At 47.3% G+C, this 22,972-nt stretch carries 18 protein-coding genes and 1 pseudogene; 14 read left to right on the forward strand and 5 right to left on the reverse strand.

What is annotated here, in order from left to right; genetic code table 11:
- The first annotated feature begins 41 nt into the window (after positions 1-41).
- A complete protein-coding gene (locus tag INR79_RS27845; protein WP_223098291.1) occupies positions 42-812 on the forward strand; it encodes a helix-turn-helix transcriptional regulator in 771 nt (256 codons plus the stop codon).
- Positions 813-822: 10 nt separating this feature from the next.
- On the opposite strand, the gene INR79_RS27850 is transcribed toward INR79_RS27845, so the two are convergent.
- The gene (locus INR79_RS27850; protein WP_223098295.1) at positions 823-2,541 is read right to left on the reverse strand and encodes a cobaltochelatase CobT-related protein; all 1,719 of its coding nucleotides are present in this window, start codon (positions 2,539-2,541) and stop codon (positions 823-825) included.
- An 8-nt stretch (positions 2,542-2,549) separates the two neighbouring features.
- Positions 2,550-3,506, reverse strand: a complete 957-nt coding sequence (locus INR79_RS27855) for an AAA family ATPase (RefSeq protein ID WP_410482909.1) — start codon at positions 3,504-3,506, stop codon at positions 2,550-2,552.
- 230 nt (positions 3,507-3,736) lie between these two features.
- On the opposite strand from INR79_RS27855, the gene xsc reads away from it, so the two are divergent.
- The 8 genes from xsc to INR79_RS27895 all read left to right on the forward strand — a co-directional run bounded on the left by xsc (position 3,737) and on the right by INR79_RS27895 (position 14,525).
- Entirely contained in the window at positions 3,737-5,545 is a 1,809-nt protein-coding gene (xsc, locus tag INR79_RS27860) for a sulfoacetaldehyde acetyltransferase (protein ID WP_004409506.1), read from the forward strand.
- 282 nt (positions 5,546-5,827) lie between these two features.
- Entirely contained in the window at positions 5,828-6,235 is a 408-nt protein-coding gene (locus tag INR79_RS27865; RefSeq protein WP_004409505.1) for a nuclear transport factor 2 family protein, read from the forward strand.
- Positions 6,236-6,277: 42 nt separating this feature from the next.
- Entirely contained in the window at positions 6,278-7,708 is a 1,431-nt protein-coding gene (locus INR79_RS27870) for an NAD(P)/FAD-dependent oxidoreductase (RefSeq protein ID WP_262415484.1), read from the forward strand.
- Positions 7,709-7,882: 174 nt separating this feature from the next.
- Positions 7,883-8,839 (forward strand): TRAP transporter substrate-binding protein, encoded by a 957-nt coding sequence (locus tag INR79_RS27875; RefSeq protein ID WP_404819627.1) that lies wholly within the window; start codon positions 7,883-7,885, stop codon positions 8,837-8,839.
- A gap of 125 nt (positions 8,840-8,964) precedes the next feature.
- Complete coding sequence (locus INR79_RS27880; protein WP_022591432.1) at positions 8,965-9,537, forward strand: TRAP transporter small permease; 573 nt, start codon at positions 8,965-8,967, stop codon at positions 9,535-9,537.
- 15 nt (positions 9,538-9,552) lie between these two features.
- Complete coding sequence (locus INR79_RS27885) at positions 9,553-10,896, forward strand: TRAP transporter large permease (RefSeq protein WP_022562023.1); 1,344 nt, start codon at positions 9,553-9,555, stop codon at positions 10,894-10,896.
- 237 nt (positions 10,897-11,133) lie between these two features.
- Complete coding sequence (locus tag INR79_RS27890) at positions 11,134-13,992, forward strand: lamin tail domain-containing protein (RefSeq protein WP_223098304.1); 2,859 nt, start codon at positions 11,134-11,136, stop codon at positions 13,990-13,992.
- A complete protein-coding gene (locus tag INR79_RS27895) occupies positions 13,992-14,525 on the forward strand; it encodes a hypothetical protein (protein WP_223098307.1) in 534 nt (177 codons plus the stop codon). Before INR79_RS27890 ends, INR79_RS27895 begins: the two co-directional genes overlap by 1 nt.
- A 133-nt stretch (positions 14,526-14,658) precedes the next feature.
- On the opposite strand, the gene INR79_RS27900 is transcribed toward INR79_RS27895, so the two are convergent.
- A complete protein-coding gene (locus tag INR79_RS27900; RefSeq protein ID WP_262415438.1) occupies positions 14,659-15,453 on the reverse strand; it encodes an IclR family transcriptional regulator in 795 nt (264 codons plus the stop codon).
- 123 nt (positions 15,454-15,576) lie between these two features.
- Here INR79_RS27900 and INR79_RS27905 point away from each other — a divergent pair, with 123 nt between their 5' ends.
- From INR79_RS27905 to INR79_RS27925, 5 genes and pseudogenes are all read left to right on the forward strand, one after another.
- Positions 15,577-16,536 carry a tripartite tricarboxylate transporter substrate binding protein gene (locus tag INR79_RS27905; RefSeq protein ID WP_237324231.1) on the forward strand — a complete coding sequence of 320 codons (960 nt, stop codon included), beginning with the start codon at positions 15,577-15,579 and terminating at the stop codon, positions 16,534-16,536.
- A 161-nt stretch (positions 16,537-16,697) separates the two neighbouring features.
- Positions 16,698-17,021: pseudogene (locus tag INR79_RS27910) on the forward strand (tripartite tricarboxylate transporter TctB family protein); the annotation flags it as partial.
- A gap of 1 nt (position 17,022) precedes the next feature.
- Positions 17,023-18,522 (forward strand): tripartite tricarboxylate transporter permease, encoded by a 1,500-nt coding sequence (locus INR79_RS27915; protein ID WP_022562029.1) that lies wholly within the window; start codon positions 17,023-17,025, stop codon positions 18,520-18,522.
- Positions 18,506-20,071, forward strand: coding sequence for a gamma-glutamyltransferase family protein (locus INR79_RS27920; RefSeq protein ID WP_223098309.1), 1,566 nt, complete (start codon positions 18,506-18,508; stop codon positions 20,069-20,071). The genes INR79_RS27915 and INR79_RS27920 overlap by 17 nt, the downstream gene beginning before the upstream one ends.
- A 235-nt stretch (positions 20,072-20,306) precedes the next feature.
- Positions 20,307-21,161 (forward strand): hypothetical protein, encoded by an 855-nt coding sequence (locus tag INR79_RS27925; RefSeq protein WP_223098311.1) that lies wholly within the window; start codon positions 20,307-20,309, stop codon positions 21,159-21,161.
- 60 nt (positions 21,162-21,221) lie between these two features.
- Here INR79_RS27925 and INR79_RS27930 read toward each other — a convergent pair whose 3' ends face one another.
- Together INR79_RS27930 and nrtS are read right to left on the reverse strand one after the other, a co-directional pair.
- The gene (locus tag INR79_RS27930; RefSeq protein ID WP_223098313.1) at positions 21,222-21,713 is read right to left on the reverse strand and encodes a MarR family winged helix-turn-helix transcriptional regulator; all 492 of its coding nucleotides are present in this window, start codon (positions 21,711-21,713) and stop codon (positions 21,222-21,224) included.
- A gap of 129 nt (positions 21,714-21,842) precedes the next feature.
- Positions 21,843-22,889 carry a nitrate/nitrite transporter NrtS gene (nrtS, locus tag INR79_RS27935; protein WP_022595853.1) on the reverse strand — a complete coding sequence of 349 codons (1,047 nt, stop codon included), beginning with the start codon at positions 22,887-22,889 and terminating at the stop codon, positions 21,843-21,845.
- Positions 22,890-22,972 lie beyond the last annotated feature (83 nt).

Here is a 22,972-nt window from a genome sequence, read left to right on the forward strand (position 1 = left end):
TTATCAAAACGGATTCAAACGCAAAGGAAACAGGCACTCAAATGACCGCATCGCTAATTCAGGCTGGACACTTCCATGCAGCAACATCACAACCGCTGCGCAACGTGTTGATTTACGCGCCCACGATCATTTGGGTCGCCCAAGGTGAAAAGCGTCTTTGGTGGCATGAGGAAACACTCAACTACACCGAATCTGACTGGCTGGTTAGCCCCGCCAGTCACTATCTTACTTTTGTTAACGAACCTACCCAGTTGCCTTTCCACTCCCGAACCTTAACGTTTTTAGCACCACCACCCAGTGACTGGGTGACCGAGTCTGAACAGCAGAAAGACCACAATACGATGAGAATTAAGGTCACGCCTACTCTGGCTTTCTGCTTTGAAACGTTGTTTGAATTGGCGAACAGCGGTCTCACCAGAGAGGCACAAAAGCAGTTTCTTTACGGCTTCTATGCCGAGCTAAAACAAGCGGGCGCGCTACACAAGTTGTTCCCTCACCAAACCACCGAAATCAAAGAAAAGCTGGCTCAGTACCTGAACGTTAATCCGGGGCATGATCATAAAGTTGAAACTGTCGCTGAGCACTTTTTTATGAGTCGCGCGACTTTAAACCGAAAACTCGCAGCGGAAAATACCACCTTCCGGCAGGTACTGACAAACGTACGAATGGTGTATGCATTAGGGCTGATGCAGCAATCTCGCAGTCAGCTGTCGGTGGCATTATCTTGCGGGTATCAATCGGAAACACGTTTTGCGAATCGCTTTAAACAAACCTTCGGTATCACACCCAAGGAGTACGTTCGCACCCTTTAAGAAGGAGGACTCACCGAGAATGCGTCGCCGCATCAGCCAGTCTGTCTATCACGTTAAGGAGAGTTTGCGTGTGGAAATCCTGATCTGGTTCGACTGCAATATGATGAAGGTACAGAGCACTCAAATCCAGCCCAACGCCCAGCCCCATTATCGTGATACCTTGCTTACTCATATCTTCAATGACTCTGCATAAATGATGCGTGAGGTAATCCTCGCCATTGGCAAGTTGAGTAGCTGTATCCATCGGGCAGCCATCGGATATCACCAATAACAATTTGTGTGTTGCACTGCTCTCAAGGAGCCTTTGGCTCGCCCAGGCAACCGCTTCACCGTCTACCCCTTCTTTGAACAAATCCTGCTTGAGTAATGCCGCAATTTGCCCTTTCGACTGCGTCCAAGTGTCGGTTGTTTCCTTAAAAATAAGATGCCGAACATCATTTAGGCGACCGGGTTTTTGTGGCTTGCCTTGCTTCATCCACTCTTTATACGCTCGACCGCCATTCCATTCTCTGGTTGTAAACCCGAGCACTTGAGAAGGAATATGAACCAGTTGGGTAGCTCGTACCAGAACATCGATAAATAAGGTAACGGATTTGATGTGCTGGCGCATTGAACCTGAGCAGTCCACCAAAATAGCCAGCTCTGCATTGGGCTTTGGTTGATTCGGTCTGGTGTAAAACACCCGATTCTCCGTTGGGGAGGCAATCAGCTGCGTCAATCGACGTCCATCTAATCTGCCTGCTTCTTTACCATACTGATAGTGCGGCTCACGAGGCAGTGCAAAGCGTTGGCACAACCGCTGAGCGATTCGCCGCACGGATAGACCTGATTGAAGAAATTCAGAATCTAACTCTTGTCGATATTCGTTCAATAACGCAGATCGAACCAAAGTAGCGGCGTCGCGTTCTTCATCGAACGTCCGTGTAAATACATGGTAATCCTCTAATTCTGTAGAGACCGACTTAGCGTTGCCAAGTTCGGCAACTGGCATAGAGGCGTCAATTTGAGATTCGCTGTCCACCAGCAGTTGAAACACCGCTCGGTTATTGGTTGGGGTCTGACTCACTTCGTCTTCAAGCCATTCATCAATATGCTCGGCGGCGAGCGTGGCTATCTCATTTGCATGCTGAGCAAAATCTTCCTGACTTTGCCTGTTTTGACGAAGACCAAGCAGTGCGTTCCCCATAAGAGGGGCAAGCCACATTCGTGTGGCTTCGATCTGGTCTTCGACTCCTTCAGGCAAAGGCTGGCTGCTAAGTCGGGAACGCACCATATGGACGATGGAGAAAAGCAGTATGCCAACCTGACTTTCTAATAAACCCGACTCTACAAAGCTAGAGGACCAACGTTCAAAATTTGCGTCTAGATTGTGTGTCATGCCTTGATGCAGTGGCGATACTCGGGTTTCGACTCGAAGCTGCTCAAGAAAATCGAATACCCAAGCCGCCACTGGGTGACGGGGACGAGTTTGGTGGAAAACAGGCAAATCCGTATGCATAAGATGCAAAGCCCAGCCATCTACCATGCCTCTTTGTGCATCCTGCCCTTGTGGTAACGGGTGCCATTGCAAATGAGCAGCAAGATAGACCAGCCGATTACCATTTAAGTACAGGTGGTGACCTCTAAGATCAAGATGCTCTTCGTCGAGCAAAGAACGTAGAATGGACATCATCAGCTCCCGTTGGAGCTGCTTCGATTGTTTCGCACTGATATTCTCTTTAAATGCCATAGCGACCATCACTCAGAAGGGAACAAGTCGCGTCCAAAGCAGCGTTGATAATACTCAGCCAATATCGTCTGTTCAGATTCTTCGCATTTGTTGTAGAAAGAGAGGCGAAACGCTAGCTCGCAACTTGTGAAAATATGGCAATTCTCCGCCCAACTGATCACGGTTCGCGGCGACATCAACACAGAAAGTTCACCCGTCGCAAACCCTTGCCGGGTCAGTGTTGCCATCGCAATCATACGATCAACTAGCGCTTTGCCTTCTGGATTATTTTTTTCAGGCACCCGAGCCAAAACGATCTCGGCTTCTTTGTCAGCAGGCAGATAATCGAGCTTGGCAATCACATTCCAGCGATCAAGTTGAGCATGGTTTAAAACCTGAGTACCGTGATACAACCCATTGAAGTTCCCAAGCCCGACTGTATTGGCCGTCGCGAACAATCGAAACTGCGGGTGTGGCGTGATCACCCGGTTCTGCTCCATCAATACCAGTTTGCCTTCTTTTTCCAGAAGCCGCTGAATAACGAACATCACGTCAGGTTTACCTGCATCATACTCATCCAAGATTAACGCGACGGGTCGCTGCACCGCCCAGGGCAAAATGCCTTCTTGGAATTCTGTAACCTGCTTTCCCTCTTTCAGCACAATGGTGTCTTTGCCTACCAGCTCCAAACGGCTGATATGTCCATCCAGATTGACTCGTAAACAAGGCCAGTTCAAACGTGCCGCCACCTGTTCAATGTGTGTCGACTTGCCAGTGCCATGCATGCCCTGAATCAAGGTGCGTCGGTTGTGAGTAAACCCAGCCAATATCGCCAAGGTCACTTCTTCGTTGAACTGATACGCTTGGTCAACTTCAGGCACATCGGGCGTAGGCTCTGAAAATCCGGCTACGCTCATGTTCACGTCCAAACCAAAGGTTTCCCTGACCGAATACTGGGTCGCGAGCTGATCCCTTCTCATCTCCATCGTTTATCCCTTTCTTCATTTTCCGCTCATTGTTCATCAGCCAGTGTCGCTTGAATACCGTCCATGCCCATTTTTGATATGTAAATATCGTTTTATGGAACAAATAATTCCAATTTGAATATTTTTATTGACGTTCAATTTTTGTCCAATTAGAGTGATGTTAAATTTCAGTTAACGAGATGTTTGATTCCATATTTTGAAATTTGACTTACTTCATCAAGGAGAATGAGATGAGCGAGAAAACAAGAAGCGTGGTTGAAGGACAAGCACGCATGACCCCTTCTGAAGCATTTGTAGAAACACTGGTGGCGAACGATGTTCAGGACATGTTTGGCATTATGGGTTCTGCATTTATGGATGCGATGGACATCTTCGCCCCTGCTGGCATTCGCTTGATCCCAGTAGTACACGAGCAAGGCGCAGCTCACATGGCAGACGGTTACTCACGCGTTTCTGGTCAGCACGGAGTGGTGATCGGGCAAAACGGTCCCGGCATCAGTAACTGTGTCACTGCCATTGCGGCTGCATACTGGGCACACAGCCCTGTGGTTATCGTTACGCCAGAAACCGGCACCACCACTATGGGTCTGGGCGGCTTCCAGGAATGTAACCAGCTTCCTATGTTCCAGGAATTCACTAAATACCAAGGGCACGTTACCCACCCGGGTCGTATGGCAGAATACACTGGTCGCTGTTTTGATCGCGCCATGAGTGAAATGGGTCCTACTCAGCTCAACATTCCCCGTGATTACTTCTACGGCGACATCAAATGTGAAATCCCGAAACCGGCTCGCTTGGATCGAGGTCCGGGCGGCGAGCAAAGCCTGAACGACGCGGCAGATATTCTGGCTGAAGCGAAATTCCCAGTGATCATCTCTGGTGGCGGTGTTGTCATGGGCGACGCGGTCGAAGAGTGTAAAGCGCTGGCTGAACGCCTTGGTGCGGCGGTGGTTAACAGCTATCTGCATAACGACTCATTCCCGGCCAGTCATGAATTGTGGTGTGGACCACTTGGTTACCAAGGTTCTAAAGCGGCGATGAAGCTGATTTCACAGGCAGACGTGGTGGTTGCTCTGGGTTCTCGCTTAGGTCCTTTTGGCACCTTGCCACAACACGGCATGGACTACTGGCCAACCAACGCCAAGATCATCCAGATCGACGCAGACAACAAGATGCTTGGGTTGGTGAAGAAAATCTCTGTCGGCATTTGTGGCGACGCCAAAGCCGCTGCCGTGGCACTGACTCAGCGACTGGATGGTCGCAACCTTGCCTGTGATGCCAACAAGCAAGAGCGCTTTGCGAAGATTCAAGCGGAAAAAGCCGCCTGGGAAGAAGAGTTGGATAACTGGACGCACGAAAAAGACGCTTTCAGCTTAGACATGATCGAAGAGAACGCTCAAGAAACCCCATTCTCTGGTGGTGAGTACCTACACCCACGCCAGGTCTTGCGCGAGCTAGAAAAAGCCATGCCTGAAGATGTGATGGTGTCGACCGACATCGGTAACATCAACTCCATCGCCAACAGCTATCTTCGCTTTGAAAAGCCGCGCAGCTTCTTTGCAGCCATGAGCTTCGGTAACTGTGGTTACGCCTTCCCAACCATAATTGGTGCCAAAGTAGCTGCACCACATCGCCCTGCTATTTCTTATGCTGGTGACGGTGCCTGGGGCATGAGCCTGGTTGAAACCATGACCTGTGTTCGCCACAACATTCCGGTCACAGCAGTGGTATTCCATAACCGCCAATGGGGCGCGGAAAAGAAAAACCAAGTGGACTTCTACAACCGCCGCTTTGTTGCTGGTGAACTTGATAACCAAAGCTTCGCAGACATTGCCCGCTCTATGGGTGCTGAAGGCATCACGGTCGATAAATTAGAAGATGTGGGTCCGACGTTGCAAAAAGCCATCGACATGCAAATGAACGAAGGCAAAACCACCATCATCGAAATTATGTGTACTCGTGAGCTGGGCGACCCGTTCCGCCGAGATGCTCTATCAACCCCTGTACGTCACCTCGATAAGTACAAAGATTACGTGTAACAGGCAGCCGCTGCTGGGCAGTTTTTAAACTGTCTGGCGGCCTTTAAGAACTTTGAAATCCTTGGGTTTTCGGTTCAAAAATCACGCTAAGTTGTAAATGCTTTGTTAAAAAATATTGGTATCTATATCTCAATATGGAACGTAATGTATCGCATATTGAAATAATAAAACTGTAATCTAGCGAAACAAACGGTTGTTGAATCTGACTTCATTCAGGGCGTTTTTCCTGATTTTTCTCTTATCGATTCATGTTTGTTCTGCCCATTTTGAAGGAACAAGAAAATGAACACTAGCAATCAAGATCAAATCACAATTCAAACACTTCAAGGATTTAGCGACGCTTGGAATGCTCACGACATTGAAGCTTTACTCAGTTTCGTGACCGACGATTGCGTGTTCCACACCGCCGCAGGTCATGGGCTGCAAGGCAACACATTCACAGGCAAAGACGCTTTGCGCGATGCGTTTGCTGTAGTTTGGAAGAATTTCCCAGATGTTGAGTGGAAAGACCCTGTGCATTTTGTCTCTGGAGATCGCGCCGTCACTGAATCAACGTTTTGTGCAACCACCCCAGAGGGCGGCAAAATTGAAGCTCGTATGGTGGATGTGTTTACCGTTCGCGATGGAAAAATCCAAGTGAAAAACGCGTTCAGGAAAGATCGTCCCGTCTTATCCGAAGACGTCGCATAGTCAATGGAGAAGGTGATGAACTCTGAATCAATGAACGCCAACATGGTTGGAGGCATGGAGACCCAAGGGAAGGCAAACCGCCAATCCCATAATCCCTACGACCCAAGTTACGATCCACTGACACGCCATAATCCGGGCACAGGTCAAGCCTACGCACCAACATACTGGATAGGCACCGCTGGTACTCCCCCAGAAGACGATGGTCCTATTCTGTCGGATACCGATGCCGACGTTGTGATCATCGGTTCGGGTTACACCGGATTAACGGCAGCCATATACCTCGCTGAACATTACGGCATTCGCGCTACCGTTTTGGAAGCCAACAAAGCCAGTTGGGGGTGCAGTACCCGAAATGGTGGACAAGCGCAGTGTGCCAGCGGTCGCTTAAAACGCTCGCAATGGATCCAGCGTTGGGGATTAGACACCGCATTGAAGATGCACCAAGAATGCCTAGATGGCATGGAAACGTTCAAAGAGCTCATCAAAGACATTGACTGCGATCCACAACCCGGCGGACACCTGTACATTGCGCACCGCAGCAAAGTAATGCCCGCGTTGGAAAAAGAAGCCAAGCTGCTGCGCGATACCTTTCACTACGATGCCCAGATTCTGGATGCCGACACCGTCAAAAAGCAATTTGTCGACGACAAAGAAGCAGCAGGTGCCATGCACGAACCAGAAGGCATTGGTATTCATGCAGGAAAACTGGCGTTTGGTTATCTTGAAAAAGCGCGTCGTTTGGGGGTCAAAGTACACACCAGCAGCCCAGTGATTGGGTGGAAATCGGAAGGCGACGTCCATTACATCAAAACACCGGGTGGCATTGTAAAAACCCAAGCCGTTGGCGTTGCGACTGGTGGATATACTTCTCAAGGGTTGCATCCAGAACTCAAAAACCGCCTGCTGCCCATTTTGTCCAATTCGATTGTTACACGTCCGCTGACGGAAACAGAACTGGAACAATGCAATTTCCTCACCAAGCAAGTTCTTACCGATACTCGTGTGCTGCGCCACTACTATCGTTTGTTGCCAGACAACCGCGTGCAAATCGGATCGCGCAGTGCCATCACCGGAAAATCGGCACCAAAAGACAAATTCAAACAATTTCTTGTCAACGATTTACACCGTAAATTTCCGGCACTAACGGGCATTGATATCGACTATTCCTGGTGGGGGTGGGTAGATGTCAGCCACGACATGATGCCCAGAATTTTCCAACCCAATCATCGCGAGTCCATTTACTACGCGCTGGGCTACGGGGGTAACGGCGTGATGTACTCGGCTCAGGCAGGAAAAAGGCTTGCCCAGTGGATTGCTGGTGAAGGCAAACAACTCGACTTACCTATATTTCAATCAAAATTACCGTTTCCCAACGTGCGCGAAGTGGTGGAATCCGAAGCGTTTGCACCGTTTCGCCGTCTAGGACAACGTTTTCTTTACAAGTGGTATCACTTGAAGGATGAGGTGCTGTAAACCGCACCCATTTTACATCGACAACTGAGGAGAATAGCGAGAATACAGGGGCGTCTTGCGGGTTTCGTTCACCCTTTAAACAGCGAATTCGCGAGCTACGCAAAGATCGAACATGGAAGAAAGGTTACAACAATGAAACTGAACACAACAAAACTGATCTCTTTGGGAGCGCTGATGGCAGCCGTTATCGCCGCTCCGGTCGTCTCCGCCAAAACATTTAAGATGGCACTGGGCGATGCAGCAGGCGGTACTCAGTGGGAGCTGGGCACCAAATTCAGTGAATTAATGGAAGAAAAAACGGGTGGAAAGGTCAAGCTGGATCTGTTCCCGAACGGTCAATTGGGTAACGAGCAAGATACGGTGAACAACGCCGCCATCGGTTTGCTGGATTTCTCGGTACTGGCTATTAATAACGTGACACCGTTTTCTCCTACCGTTGGCTTGTTAACCATGCCATACCTTATCCAAAGCGCGGAAGAAGCGAAGTCCTTAACGCAAGGTCCTGTTGGTGAAGAGCTGATCAAAAACACCATTCGCGATGCCAATGTTCGTATTGTTGGCTGGGCATATTCTGGCTTCCGTGTGCTGACTAATTCTAAGCGCCCAGTCAAAACGCTGGAAGATCTTAAAGGGCTGGTGATTCGAGTACCGAAGAACGACATCATGATTTCAGCCTATCAGGCCTGGGGTATCAACCCGACGCCAATGGCGTGGTCAGAAACCTTTACCGGCTTGCAGCAAGGCGTGGTAGATGGGCAAGACAATCCTTACATCACTGTACATGCGATGAAGTTTAACGAGGTGCAAAAGTACATCACCAACATCCGCTATATCTTCTCTATCGAGCCCTTGATTGTGAGCGAGTCTATCTTCCAGGAGCAGTCCAAAGAGGTGCAAGAAGCCATTCTGGCGGCAGGAAAAGAAGCGACCGAGCACAGCTATCAATTCTTGCTGGAGTCTGAAGACAAGATTCGCAAGGACTTAGTAGCAAAAGGCATGGTGATTACCGAGCCTGCCAACAATGAAAAAGAGTGGATTGACCAAGTCACACAAAAGGTTTGGCCGAAGTTTTACTCCAGCATTGGCGGAAAACAAAAACTGGATGACACGCTGAAATCCCTGGGTCGATAAATCCATCTATCGCCACAAATTACGCCTTACACGAGGTATTGAGGCTTTGCCCTTACATACTCTCCAACACATGGCACCCCCACCTTTTTAGGTGGGGTGCCTTTCAAGCTCGCAGAGGCAGCGTCATGAAGTCATTCAGGAAACATTTAAACAACATTGAGGAGTACACATGCTGCTTGTTACTCGCCTCTTTCGTGATTCTTTTGTTTTCGCAGATCGTACTGCGTCAGTCCATCCAATATTCGATTCCGTGGGGTGACGAAGTCGCCACCTATATGTTCGTTTGGTTCGCCTATTTAGGGGCAGTCGTGGCGGCAAAAATGTCGGCACACAACCGCGTAAGCTTTCACTTTCGCTTTTTCCCTCCAGTGGTGAAAACCGTTTGTGAAACCATTGCTGACCTCATTTGGGTCGCGTTCAATTTGTACTTCGTCTATCTCAGTTACGATTTTGTATTCAACAAAATGAACCTCTTCTGGAAGTCCCAAACCACCGGGATCCCAATGAAGTACTTCTACCTGATTTTGCCCATCGCTTTCTTCTTAATGTCGGTGCGTATTCTGTGGAATAACTACGAAAAACTGGTGCTGGGCATTGAAGCAACGGACCCAGAAAGCGAAGAGATTCAAAAACATTCGTTAAAAAACGACTTTCTTAAAAACAAATTTTCGAAAAGCACGGCCTACAAGGCTGAGTAAGATGGAGCTCTACGCATGGAAGCCTACTTAACTCTGATTCTATTTGGCAGCTTTTTGGTGCTGCTGATATTGGGAGCGCCGATTACCGTCTCCCTTGCGGGCGCTTCAATGGCGGCCTATTTACTCTTAGATAAAAATCCCATTGCTTTAGTACAAATTGCGTTCACCTCGGTGGGCAATTTCCCATTGATGGCTCTCCCAGCGTTTGTGCTTGCTGGGGCACTAATGGAAGCAGCAGGCATATCGAGACGGCTGGTGGACATTGCCGAGAATTTAGCAGGACCTGTCACTGGCGGATTAGGCATGGCAACCGTGGTGGCATGCCTGTTTTTTGGTGCGATCTCCGGTTCAGGTCCTGCGACCACTGCTGCTGTAGGCATGTTGATGATTCCTGCGATGGTGAAGCGCGATTATGAAAAAAGCTACGCGTCTGCCGTTACTGCTGCATCGGGCGGATTGGGGATCATTATCCCCCCTTCAATCCCGTTGGTTATCTTTGGAATTTCCTCTATGGGGTTGATGCCACCACCAGAAGCGATTGCCGAACACGGCACGTTTTCAACCGTCTCTATTCCCAAGCTTTTCGTAGCTGGTGTCCTACCGGGTTTGATCATGGCGCTATCGCTGATGGCGACCAACTACTTGATCGCTAAGAAAAGGGGTTACAAAGGTTTAAAAGAGAACTGGGATCCCAAAGACATTCATGGTGCAATGAAGAAGGGCGTGTGGTCTATCTTGGCACCGTTCCTCATTTTAGGGGGGATTTACAGCGGTATCTTCACGCCGACAGAATCTGCAGTTGTCGCGATTTTCTACTCGCTGTTTGTCGGGCTATTTCTTCACCGTGAGCTCACCTTTCAAAGCATCATCAAATCGCTTTCCACTACAACCTGGATAACGGGTCGCGTGTTGCTGATCCTTTTCGCTGCCACTGTTTTTGGTCGCCTTCTGGTGGAACAGAAAATCCCGGTGGTGGTTGCGGATTCGCTGCTTAGCCTGACCGACAATATGTACTTAGTGTGGACACTGACCATCAGCTTGCTGATCTTCATTGGTATGTTTATGGAAACCCTGGCCGCTATTATGATCATAGTGCCAGTGCTACTGCCGATCATGTACATGCTTGGGGCAGACCCCACTCATGTTGGCATTGTAGTGGTGTGTGTATTGTCAATTGGCTTTGCCACTCCGCCCCTTGGGGAAAACATCTTCGTGGCATCGGGAATTGGCGGCTCTACAGTCGAGCAGATAACGGCAAGAATTCATCCGTTTGTGATTACCTCGGTGATCGCGGTCTTTATCATCGCCTTCTTCCCAAGTTTGTCGTTGTATTTGCCTAAGTTGGTCGGCTTTCCATAAAGCTCAATGCAAAACGCCAAAATATTCTTCAGATGAGCCTGCCCCGATAAAAACTACTCTAAGACCTTCAAACGGAGGTCTTTTTCTTCATCTATAAGCTCAAATATTCATCTCATAAATATTTATAATGAGATCCTCTCCCGCAGTTACCCAAACTTACACTCTGTTAACAGAATCCGTAGTAGTATCGTGTGCTGAAAACGAAAACATCATTACACAGTAGTCGAGCGGTAAATCATGACGAAAACGTTTCTGAAGATAAGTACTCTTTCTCTGGCAGTTGCACTAGCGGGATGTGGCGGAGGAGAAGGTTCTAACAATGGTCAAAGTGGCTCAACTCCCCCAAGTAGCGGCCCTACAAAAGAGCTGAATGTGACGGCTATTGACGGTTATCTGAGAAACGCCAAAGTCTGGCTAGACCTTAACAACAACTTTGCTCACGACATCAATGAACCCTTAGCAACAACAGGAACGGGCGGTCAAGCTACCTTAAATGTTGAAAATATCTCATCACCCTCTTCATACCCTGTGGTTGTCGAAGCAATAAAAGGCACAACGATAGACGAAGACTCAGGTGCAGCCGTTACCCGGAACTTTTTGCTGAGCGCGCCTCCCGGCGATCTGATCATTACTCCTTTAACCACGTTGCTCAAACAGAAGATGGACCGCGGTTCTTCTGCTGAGCAAGCTAAGCAAGCCGTCGCGTTCGAATTGCAAATTGACGCTTCCAGCGTTTCAAAAGACTACAAATCAGAGAATCTCGCCGATGTTGCTTTTGCCGCTCGCGTTTTGGTTCACCAATCTATAATTCCAGAATCTCAAACTGTGGCAAATGCGCGCAAACAAAGTACTGACAACGCAGTTCAGAAAAAAATCGCTGCCATTGGGCAACTCATCAAATCAGAAAAATCAAAGCCGAACCCAAGCTTCGACAATAAAACCGTTCAGATAACTGCATCCAACAGCACAACCACCGCAGTCATTCAAAACGACCGCGATAATGACGGTTATTGGGATCACACAGACGCACAGGGAAACCTGCTTTCAGCCACAAACTGGAATGTAAATTCTCACGGAGCCTGGCCAGCAGGCGCTGACCTCTTTCCAACAGATCCAAATGAGTATGCGGATTCAGACGGTGATAAAGTCGGCGACAATAGCGATGCATTTCCCAATGATGCATCGGAATCCAGCGATACCGATGGCGATGGGGTTGGTGACAACAGTGATGCTTTCCCAAGCAATCCAAATGAACAGAAAGATTCCGATGGAGATGGTGTGGGTGACAACAGTGACGCTTTCCCAAATGATCCTAATCGCTCAACGCTACCGACTTTGATCATCAATGAGGTGTCCACGACTCGATACATTTCGGACCAACGTTGGGTAGAAGTTTACAACTCGGGCAGTAAAGACATTGACCTTAGCCAATATGTATTGAAGTCGGGGGCGATCCGTAATCAGTACAGTCAGTTGAATAATTACAGTTTCCCGCTACCTCAAATCATACTGAAAAAAGGGGAGTACATTCTGCTTCAAGCAAAGGCTATCAATAATGCCTATGCGGAAACCGGCAGTTCAAATCAGGTTATTACCATTACTGAAAACAGCTACGTGCCCTACTGGACAGACAGTGGCTTTGTCGAAATTGTTCAGGTCAGCAATAATCAAACTGTAGATTTCGTCCGTTTTGGTTTAAATACAACCTCCCCGACATCTGGAAACAACTGGGCAGGTACATCGACTATTGAACGACTGCCACAAGTTCTTGGCAGAAGCTTATCGCGCCCCCAAAATCATACTGATACCAATAAAGCGGAAGATTGGGCAGTTGTCACCTTTGCTACACCAGGCGGCATCAACGACGTCAATCACTGTACGTCAGATACCGATAATGACAACGTTCCGGACTGTGCAGAGCGCCCCAATACAACTTACGCAGGCATGGACATGTATAGTTGGGGAGCTCGGGAAAACCAACCGGATATTTTCATAGAAATTGACTACATGGACCCCACAAATGGCAATCGTCAGGCGGCTGATGAGGGCATCATTCCGCGTAAAGAAGCACTCGACAAAGTTAAGTTTGCCTTCCAGAACCAAGGTTATTCGCTGCATTTCGATACCGGATCACTGCACGGTCAGGATCACAACCTAGGTGGTGGTAATCAGGTGCCCTTCTCACTTGGTATCAGTCTGAGCCGTTCTTACAATCCGGTGACTCTACAAAGCTACAAAATTGAGCATATGGATATCCGCCGCCGACTGGTCTTCTATTACATGATGTTTGGCAACAGCCAGAACAGAACCGGGGCATCGGGTTCTTCAGGAGTCGCGGAGATCAACGGAAATGACTCCCTCATTACCTTAGGAAGATGGGGACTTAATAGTCGCTCAGTACTTGCCAGAAATACCCTGATTAATTTCCAGTCTGGCACCATCATGCACGAATTTGGTCACAATCTGGGTCTTCTTCACGGTGGCAATGAAAACCTTAATTTCAAACCCAACTACTATAGTGTGATGAACTACATGTACCAGTTGGACGGGCTTTCAACACTTGGTCAGACCGAGGGAGATCGCTATTACTTAAGGAACTATGAGCAACAACTTGCCAATCAAAACTGCCGGAATACGCCTCAGAATTATGCCACCACTACATCAGAGTTGATCAACGGTCCGTATGGCTCGCCGGACAACTTTAAAATCGATTACTCAGATGGTTCTGGTCAGCCACTGGACGAAACGAATCTGGACGAAACGAAAGGGCTAGGTCGAAGCGTAACAGACAGAGTCGACTTTAACTGCGATGGTGATAGCAATGACACAGCAGTGTCACTGGATCTCACTAATGTGAGTGCCACCAGCCAGACCAACGGTAAGACCAGCCTGACTGATTTTAACGACTGGGGTGCAGTTAGCCTGAGGTTCCGAGATACATACAGCGGCAATACAGGCGCTTATCGTGTAACTTCCCAGCACTCGGAGCAAGTTACGCACGACTATTTAGCAAATGACAGCCAGGAGTACATTGTGGAAGCGGCACCTTCTGCCGAATTTTTTGAACGCTTGAAAAAGCTAGGGGTTATTGATTGATGTTAAAGTTGCTGAGCGGGATATTCATATTGGGCGTTCTGACTGCCTGCTCCGAAGCAGGTGCGGAGAAACCCGTCAATCAGTTTTCGGTCGAAAACGATCAGCTTCTTTTTGAGAAAAAATTCGTTGATGACTGGAACGTTAACCAGAATGTACCAAGCTGTTCAGATTGCCGCAAAGAGTCTCAAATCAAATACCTGCCCGATGGTCCTGAAGTGTATGAAACCTTTCTCAATAGTTCAGGGCTTCAATTCATGCTAGGCAAAAACATTCGTCACCCTTTTGATATTGATTTAGGAAACGACATCGTCACATTCCGTTTTTCTATGATTGATGGTGATGTGTATTTGCAAGCGGAAAATCATGAACCTAAGCCAGTTTCTAATGATGTTCAGCTTGAGTTGGACATTTCGGATCATCGCGTCAGCTTTACGTTTTCGGATATTTACATTCCAGAACCAACACCAGACACAATATCAAACGAACAGCCTAAGTTTTCCGTGGATTTCTATTTGACGACTTCAGCTAAATAACCTGAACTCAGGCTCACTACTTATTGAAATAACAGTAAAAAGGCGACCATTGGTCGCCTTTTTTAAGGAACTTGATTGTCCAGTAAACAGCAGGACAACCCTATCGATCGCACTCTGTGCTTGTCTACTGCTCTTATAACCCCAACCGATTATTCGGGTTTATACGAGCAGCGACGTCTCTCATCAGTGGCAGCAAGTCTTGCTTTAAGCGCTCTTCATCCCAAGAAGGTGTTTGAACCACCGCAACTAGACAGGCTTTGACTTCGTGATGGCTACCGTAGATAGGCACGCTTAAATTCAAGTTACCTTGTCTCACTTCTTGGTGAGTGATACAGAAACCTTGCTCTCGTGCTGTGTTAACTTCTTGAATAATTTCGTTGGGATCCGTTTGAGTGTAAGGCGTCACCTTTTTCAGATTTGAATGCTCAAGGTAATGCTGGACCGCTTCTGAAGTTTTGGAAGATAAAAACAGTCGCCCTGATGTTGTGCAAAACAGTGGGAGCCTAAATCCGGGAAAGTCGTTTTGGTAAGCTTCTTTATTGCTCTGTAAGGGAATCAAATAAGCTATATCGTCTTGAAAGGGCACACTTAATCCAATCCGTGCGTCCACTTGCTGCCTAAGCTGCACAATATGGGGATAGGCAGCGTTAATCAGAGGATCGGAGCTTAAAAACTGGCTCGCCGGAAATAAAGATCGCATCGCGATTTTGTACCGCTTCGAGTCCGGATCTTTCACTAAATACCCTAAAGTTTCCAACGTATATATGTAGCGCTGAGCCGCGCTTTTTGTCATCCCAGTAAGCTTAACAATTTCTGTGAGAGAAAGACTCTCTGCAGTACCAATGAAGCTCTCTAAAACAACAAACGCTTTCTCTACTGCCCCAACATAAAGTGCGTTATTTTTGCGCTCTTCGCTCATGCTTTCCATTGCTCATCTATCCTCAAAATATTGCATTGCTCAATTTTTACACTTGACAACATTATTAACAAGATCGAAACTTAATATCACAATACAGTAACATGTATTACAATGCAATACAAAAAGGAACTTATGATGAAAAGGATTTTTTCGATTTTAACTTTAATATGGTTAACCGTTTGGAGTGTTCATAGCTCGGCAAACAACTGGCCAAAGCGCAATATCCAACTTACGGTGGGCTATGGGGCGGGTGGAACAACGGACTCGACTGCACGCGTGCTCGCTAAACTGTTAGAAGACGATCTCGGTAAAAAGGTGGTTGTCGTGAATAAACCTGGCGGTGGCGGCGCGGTTGCTGCATCACTGGCTAAAGGCGCTCGTCCCAATGGCTACGCACTATTCACTTTCACAACTGGGGCTGCTGTGCTGTCCCCACACATGCAAACACTGCCCTATGATCCATTGAACGACTTCACATTGATCGCACAATTTGCTCAATGGAATTTGGGGATTGTTGTACCCGCGGATGCGCCATACGACTCACTGCCTCAACTCATCGATTACGCCAAAAAACACCCAGGAAAGCTCAGTTACGCCGTTGCCGGATCGGGTACTCCGCAACACCTAACAATGGAAAGGCTGGCAAATCGCGAATCGTTAGAATGGAAAGCCGTACCTTTTAAAGGAGGGGCGGCATCGGTCACAGCATTACTTGGTAAACATGTCGACTTTATGGTTGGTGCTACTGAGTGGCTACCCCAAGTTCAGTCGGGAGAATTTAAGCTTCTTGCCATCATCACCGACAAAAAAATGAAGCAATTCCCAGACGTTCCAACGCTGTTAGATCTTGGTTATCCAATCAGCGCGCCCTCTATTTTGGGTATCGCTGGGCCAAAGGGCATCCCTCAAGACATCGTAGAAAAGCTCAGTCTGTCGATATTAAAAGCCAGTGGCTCTAAAGATATGGAAGAAATTATCCAACGTCTGGCAATGCAAACAAGCTACCTCGGCCCGAAAGATTTTCGCTCTAAGGTAGAACAGGAATTCGAAATTCAGGGCGCCATCATTCAACAAGCAGGTCTTGGAAAATAAATGGAGGTTGGCGAGCTTGCTCTGAACTAGCTCGCCACTATAAAAATGACTGAACGTAAAAATATAATTGCATCATGTGCGCTTGTTGGGTTTTCTGTTGCACTGATGGTTTATTTAATCCCAACTCAAATCGTCGAGTCTAGTGGGGGTTATCGCCGCGGCTTTTCCCCTACGCCGCCTGTATTGCAACAGGTCTTGGGGGAATGGCGCTGTTTGTTAGATCCATTCGCCGCCCTAGCTCTACAAACTCAGAAGTGAAAAGCACCTTTAGCCTATTGCCCTTGTCTGTGCTGGTTAGCCTAGCAACATTTATTTTCTTATTTGAAAAGGTTGGCTATTTCGTTTCTGCACCTGTACTCATCGCCGCATTAATGCTGATTTACGGAAACCGAAGCCCACTCATAGTACTGACGACAACCGCAGTGAGCAGCATCTCGCTTTATGTGATGTTTGTGTATGGGTTGAACTTATATTTGGGGGGATAAAATGATCACAGATATTTTCTCTGCCATCGTTGTTGTATTCGAGTTTCAAAACCTATTGGCGATCTTTATCGGCGTTGCATTTGGCATTTTCATGGGCGCGGTTCCGGGTCTGACTGCCACCATGGGTATCGCGTTGGTGATTCCATTAACCTACAACCTGGACACCATTACTGCTTTCTGCATTTTATTAGGTGCTTATAAGGGCTCACTCTACAGTGGGTGTATACCAGCAATTTTGATCAATACGCCGGGTACTCCCGCCGCAGCCGCCACGGTTATGGATGGTTTTCCCCTCACCCAAAAAGGGCGAGGTTCAGAAGCGATGGGAGTTGCATTGTGGTCGTCCGTAATTGGTGACGTAATTTCCACCATCGTATTAATCTTTGGTGCGGTCTTTCTCGCTAAATTTGCGACGAATTTTGGTCCTGCTGAATTCGCCACGTTAGTCCTATTTTCTTTGAGTATTGTCGCCAGCGTTTCCGGTAATTCATTAATAAAAGGTCTTATTGCCGCGTCGTTAGGCTTTTTGTTTGGAACCGTTGGGCTAGATCCCATTCATGCCACACCGCGATTTACCTTTGGCTCCGTCAATTTGATGAATGGTATATCCATCATGGCAATGCTAATCGGATTATTCGCCGTGTCTGAATTGCTAGTCCGTTCGGAAGACATAGGCAAAAAGAGGTCAGACACCCCATTAGCCAATAGGATTAGGGTGACATGGCAACAAATTCGCGCCCTATTTCCCACTATTTTTCGCGGTTCAATCATTGGTACTGTATTAGGAGCTATCCCCGGTCTTGGCGCAACACCAGCCGCATTCCTCTCCTACTCTGAAGCAAAAAGAAACGCCAAGCAGCCTGAAGAGTTTGGAAAGGGGTCGCTAGAAGGCGTCGCGGCATGCGAATCGGCAAACAATGCCACTTGCGGAGGTGCTCTTATTCCTCTTATGGCTCTTGGTGTACCAGGAGATGTTACGACAGCTGTTCTACTGGGCGCATTTTTGATTCATGGATTAGCGCCAGGACCGATGTTATTTACGGACAGTATCGACTTGGTTTACGCCATATTTATCGCCCTGCTGACCGCTGCACTGATGCTGCCATTATTAGGTGTTATAGCTATTCGGCTGTTCTCGCATATCACCAGAATCAGCCCGTCGATCTTGTACCCTATGATCGCCATACTCTGTGTTTTGGGTGTCTATGGGTTCAATTCCAGTGTCACCGATCTCTGGGTCATGCTGTTCTTTGGCTTACTCGGGTACGTAATGAGAAAATTTGAATTTCCTCTCGCGCCTATGATGATCGGCTTTGTTTTAGAGCCAATAGGAGAAAGCTCAGCACGTCAAGCACTGACTATCTCTTCGGGCGACTGGTCGATATTTTTCTCGACCCCCATCTCTGTCTTATTCCTCGTATTAACGGCAGCTTCCATCATCTTAATTGGTTATCGCACCATTCAAAGTAAAAGGACTTCACACAGTGGATCAGATAAGTAATAGCTTAAAGCTGTCTAAAAACACCTTACATTCCCAAAAAGGTATGGTCACTTCTCAAAACAAGCTCGCTTCACACGTTGGTGTCGATATTTTGAATCGTGGTGGAAACGCGGTAGATGCTGCAATTGCCACGTCTTTTGCGCTAGGTGCGGCTGAGCCCTGGATGAGTGGTATTGGCGGCGGTGGGTATATGATGGTGTTAAAAAAAGGTGAGCATAACGCACAGGTCATTGACTTTGGTATGCGGTCTCCCGCTAATCTCAACCTCACCGACTACCCACTCACGTCTGAAAGAGGCGGGGATCTTTTCAATTGGCCACGGGTTAAAAACGACCACAACATCAAGGGCGCAAAGGCAGTGGCCATACCCGGTTGTGTCGCAGGTATGGGGTTGGCACATGAGTGTTTCGGGACACTTGACTGGTACTCACTTATCCAACCCGCCATCTCTTTGGCCAAGAAGGGGTTATCCGTGGATTGGTATTGCCAATTGATTTTATCTGGCGCTGCCGCCGACTTGTCGGCGTGTCAAACCATGAAAGACACCTTTTTTGACGATTCGGGTTTTCCTAAATCCTCACCTTGGAATGTATCAACACAAAATATCTGCCATTTAGAAAAGCTGGCATGCTCTTTAGAATCAATTGCAAAGAATGGTAGTGCTGAATTCTATGAAGGGGCGCTTGCCCAATCCATCGTTGCGGATTTAAACAGATTGGGCGGTCATCATACCCTTAACGACTTTAAGAGCTATCGAGCGCAGCTCAAAGACGCAACCCGATTTCCCTATCGCGGCAATCATGTATACATCACACCGAATATGACTGCAGGACCGACACTCAAGCGGGCGTTTAATTTACTAGAAAGAGCCTTACAGCCAGGTCAGTCTTTGAATGCCAAAGCTTACTCAACATTTGATCAGGTTTTTAGAAAGTCTTATCAAGAGCGGTTGGTCGAAATGGGAGACATCGAAAGTGAGGGGATGCCGAGTTGCACCACACACTTTAATGTCATCGACAGCGAAGGCACTTTGGTTTCAGTGACCCAAACATTGGTCTCTATTTTTGGTTCGAGAATCATGCTCCCAACTTCGGGAATCATCCCGAACAATGGGATTATGTGGTTTGACCCGGAGCCCGGGAAACCCAACTCCCTTGCTCCCAACAAAAAATGCTTATCCAACATGTGCCCAGTGCTCATCGCTCGAAAAGATGGTACATCATTCGCGATAGGCGCATCAGGAGGGAGAAAAATCATGCCCGCCGTTGCACAGCTGTCCAGTTTTATTATGGATTACAACATGAATGCCCATCAAGCAATGCACGCACCCAGAATAGATACCAGTCAACCAGACAAAACCTATGTTGATGAAGCACTAGGAAAAGACATTTTGAGAGAACTTGAAGGCGTGATTGAGCACTCGGAAGCTGTTAAGAGATCCGTTTACCCTTATACCTTTGCATGCCCCTCGATTATAGAAAGCACACGTGCAGGCAATTTCGGTATAACGGAAATTAGCTCTCCGTGGGCAGATTGCGCCACTCAGTAGAGGAGTTCTCAATAAACAGTCACCAACACTGTTTGTTTTGTGAACATTTATGAATATGGAGTGAAAGCAAGTGAGAGTCTATGCCAATTAAGTAAGAAGTGCTCTCATTTGCAAAACTGGCTCGCTTGATTGCTCTATCATTAGATTTCTTCCTCAGTTAAATCTGTATGCGAACGCATTATGTGAATCTTCTTCACTTTTGCCTTTGGCTAGACAGTTAACAAGGAATAAGTTAATGAAAAATAAATACATCCTACCTATTGCAGCCATTGCGCTTGCATCCACTTCACTGACATCTCAGGCAAAAACGTTGGATCTCCCTCCTGGCTGTGAGTATGGACGAGTAAAGTCTTATGACTTTAAATCTGAAGATGTGCAGCAAGCGGTAAACAACGGCTACGATATCTACCAAGACCCAAACTACCAAGAGAACCAGCAAGAGTATCAGGACTTTTTTGAGGCACTTCTTAACTTGTTTAACTCGTTCGACTACTTGCGTGTGGAAGTGCCAAAACACGTCGCCCAAAACGAAGTATTCCGAGCAAAAGGTAATCTGTTTGATCGCTTGGCATATGTGCGTTTTAACAACTCAGAATTTGGCTACGTTGGGAAAGATAAATCCAACTGGGATGCGAACTCTTACCACAATATGAAGTTCTCTAATACGTATGGATACGGGTTAGTTTGGATAAACAGAGCCAGTGGAATGTGTTCCGCAGAAGGGGTATGGGTGCAGAAAAAACCTCGTATCATTCAAGGTAACGCTTACCAGTCTTCCGGTAGTGTGAAAGCGAACATTAAATATTTGGTCGATAAATACTCGACTGCTGCAAAAGATACCAGCGTTAATGCCCGTCTGACCATTCGCGTCAGGGATGATCTGTATGGTCGAACGGCTTCAAAAACCTACAGTTTAAGTAGCCTCAGTGGCTCTAAAGTCATCAGTGTTGTTCCAGCAAACCCCGGCGTGAATAGCGTTTCTGTGACTTTATCTGACGGTAAATACTCCGATGGTTTGTCTCTGGGTTACGTACATGTTCCAGGTACGCCAACTCCGCCACCAAACTGCCCACGTTGCCAGCCATTCTAAGAATTGAGAGCCAATAACCGGTACAAAACGATCAAAAAGGCGACCATTGGTCGCCTTTTCTTAATCTTCTTTTTCCTGAGAAGCCAGTAGCTTACTGAGCAATATTGCCAGCGCGTCTCGCTCTTCTTTATCTAACCCTGTCAGAATCGTTTCACTGTTTTCTATGTGCGCTTCCACCGCTATATTAGCAAGTGCTAGCCCTTCTTCGGTAAGAGATACTTGCACGCCACGTCTGTCATTAGGATCTGCGCTGCGCACGACCAGCCCTTTGGATTCCAGCTTATCGATACGGTTGGTCATTGCGCCAGACGTTAGCATCATAGATTGAAGCAGGTTATGTGGACAAAGGGTGTAAGGGTCGCCAGAACGGCGCAAGGTCATCAACACATCAAATTCACCGGAGTTCAGACCAAATTCCGAGAACGTTTTGTTGAGCTTAGGCGCAATATGATCTCTGAGCTGGCTGATACGGCCAAGAATGGCCATTGAAGAGGGGTCAAGATCAGGTCGTTGTTCCCGCCACTGTCGCAGGATGGTGTCCACTTTATCCATTATTTTACTTAAGGTTAAGAATCTTAATTAGAATTAACTTTAATGGAATCGTGAAAAACTGGCAACTCTACAGGCAAACAAAAGGCTGCGTCATAGCGCAGCCCATTTCAAATAACTGACAGAAATTTTTTAAGACGCTTTCACAACGTGCTGGAGGTCCTGAATCAATCCTTCGCTGAGCTCCATATTATTGGCGGAACCTTCCACTGCGGCTTTGGCATCTTCAGCCAGTTGCTGAACCTTCCCAGCCACCTTTTCCATCTCTGCAATTTGCCACTGAGCTCGTCCATGAACATCCGATGCAGCAGAACGAATCTGATCGATGGCAACAGCCACCTGCTCCGCTTCTTCCTGGCTGGTATTTTCCTGCATTTTAGACATAGACTCAGCAAACAATCTGGCATCGTCCGCTAGCCTTGTGCTGGTTGAACTCAGCTCTCCCATGAGTGCGTTGATTTGCTGAGCATCTTCACCTGACTTATTCGCCAGCCCTTTTACTTCTTCCGCTACAACGGCAAATCCACGACCAAATTCACCAGCTCGTGCCGCTTCAATCGATGCGTTCAATGCAAGTAAGTTTGTCTTATCTGACAGAGACGTAATGGACGACGCCATGTTTTCGATCTGAGAAAACTGATGGCTCAGGTTGTCGATAGATTCTTTTAAGTTCGCTGCCCAGTCCGAAGCTTGCGAGAATTCTGTCATAAACTCTGTCTGACGCTTGTTCATCAGGTTAAAGTTGTCATGGACACTGTGGATTTGCTCCTGCGAGACTTCCGCCAATTTTGCCAGCTCACACGACCCTGTCGTCACTTCATGGGCTTGATCCACCACAGCTTCTGCGAACGCCAGACGTTTTTTAGAAGCCTGATTCACGTTTCCTGCGTTATTGCGCATTGACTGCACTTTCTCTCTTGCTCCAGACAAAGTGTCACGACACACCAAACCTGCTGTATCTTCTGGGCATTCGGGTGCAACCATGTTTTTGGCAACCGACTTAAGAGTAATCTGACTGCTCACAATAGAGACAATGAATGGAACACAGTACGTGAGAAGCGCTTTAATGACATTAAACTCTTTTGAGCCAAACAGAGCATCGTACTGGTTGATTAAATTGAGGATGGTTCCGACAATAACAGCGATAATAACTGCACGCTTATAGAGAGCAGATTGCATAATATTCCCTTTATTTATAATTGGCTGTAGATACGTATAGCGGTAACGAATGTACCTACCGAATACAAACTTACCGTAAGTTC

The sequence above is a fragment of the Vibrio sp. SCSIO 43132 genome (assembly GCF_019904195.1).
Taxonomy (GTDB): Bacteria; Pseudomonadota; Gammaproteobacteria; order Enterobacterales; family Vibrionaceae; genus Vibrio; species Vibrio nigripulchritudo.

Excerpts from the sequence above, each read along its gene's own strand:
- INR79_RS27845 (WP_223098291.1), top strand. The coding sequence starts at position 42 with ATGACCGCATCGCTAATTCAGGCTGGACACTTCCATGCAGCAACATCA.
- INR79_RS27850 (WP_223098295.1), bottom strand. The coding sequence starts at position 2,541 with ATGGCATTTAAAGAGAATATCAGTGCGAAACAATCGAAGCAGCTCCAA.
- INR79_RS27855 (WP_410482909.1), bottom strand. The coding sequence starts at position 3,506 with ATGGAGATGAGAAGGGATCAGCTCGCGACCCAGTATTCGGTCAGGGAA.
- xsc (WP_004409506.1), top strand. The coding sequence starts at position 3,737 with ATGAGCGAGAAAACAAGAAGCGTGGTTGAAGGACAAGCACGCATGACC.
- INR79_RS27865 (WP_004409505.1), top strand. The coding sequence starts at position 5,828 with ATGAACACTAGCAATCAAGATCAAATCACAATTCAAACACTTCAAGGA.
- INR79_RS27870 (WP_262415484.1), top strand. The coding sequence starts at position 6,278 with ATGGTTGGAGGCATGGAGACCCAAGGGAAGGCAAACCGCCAATCCCAT.
- INR79_RS27875 (WP_404819627.1), top strand. The coding sequence starts at position 7,883 with ATGGCAGCCGTTATCGCCGCTCCGGTCGTCTCCGCCAAAACATTTAAG.
- INR79_RS27880 (WP_022591432.1), top strand. The coding sequence starts at position 8,965 with ATGAAGTCATTCAGGAAACATTTAAACAACATTGAGGAGTACACATGC.
- INR79_RS27885 (WP_022562023.1), top strand. The coding sequence starts at position 9,553 with ATGGAAGCCTACTTAACTCTGATTCTATTTGGCAGCTTTTTGGTGCTG.
- INR79_RS27890 (WP_223098304.1), top strand. The coding sequence starts at position 11,134 with ATGACGAAAACGTTTCTGAAGATAAGTACTCTTTCTCTGGCAGTTGCA.
- INR79_RS27895 (WP_223098307.1), top strand. The coding sequence starts at position 13,992 with ATGTTAAAGTTGCTGAGCGGGATATTCATATTGGGCGTTCTGACTGCC.
- INR79_RS27900 (WP_262415438.1), bottom strand. The coding sequence starts at position 15,453 with ATGGAAAGCATGAGCGAAGAGCGCAAAAATAACGCACTTTATGTTGGG.
- INR79_RS27905 (WP_237324231.1), top strand. The coding sequence starts at position 15,577 with ATGATGAAAAGGATTTTTTCGATTTTAACTTTAATATGGTTAACCGTT.
- INR79_RS27915 (WP_022562029.1), top strand. The coding sequence starts at position 17,023 with ATGATCACAGATATTTTCTCTGCCATCGTTGTTGTATTCGAGTTTCAA.
- INR79_RS27925 (WP_223098311.1), top strand. The coding sequence starts at position 20,307 with ATGAAAAATAAATACATCCTACCTATTGCAGCCATTGCGCTTGCATCC.
- INR79_RS27930 (WP_223098313.1), bottom strand. The coding sequence starts at position 21,713 with ATGGATAAAGTGGACACCATCCTGCGACAGTGGCGGGAACAACGACCT.
- nrtS (WP_022595853.1), bottom strand. The coding sequence starts at position 22,889 with ATGCAATCTGCTCTCTATAAGCGTGCAGTTATTATCGCTGTTATTGTC.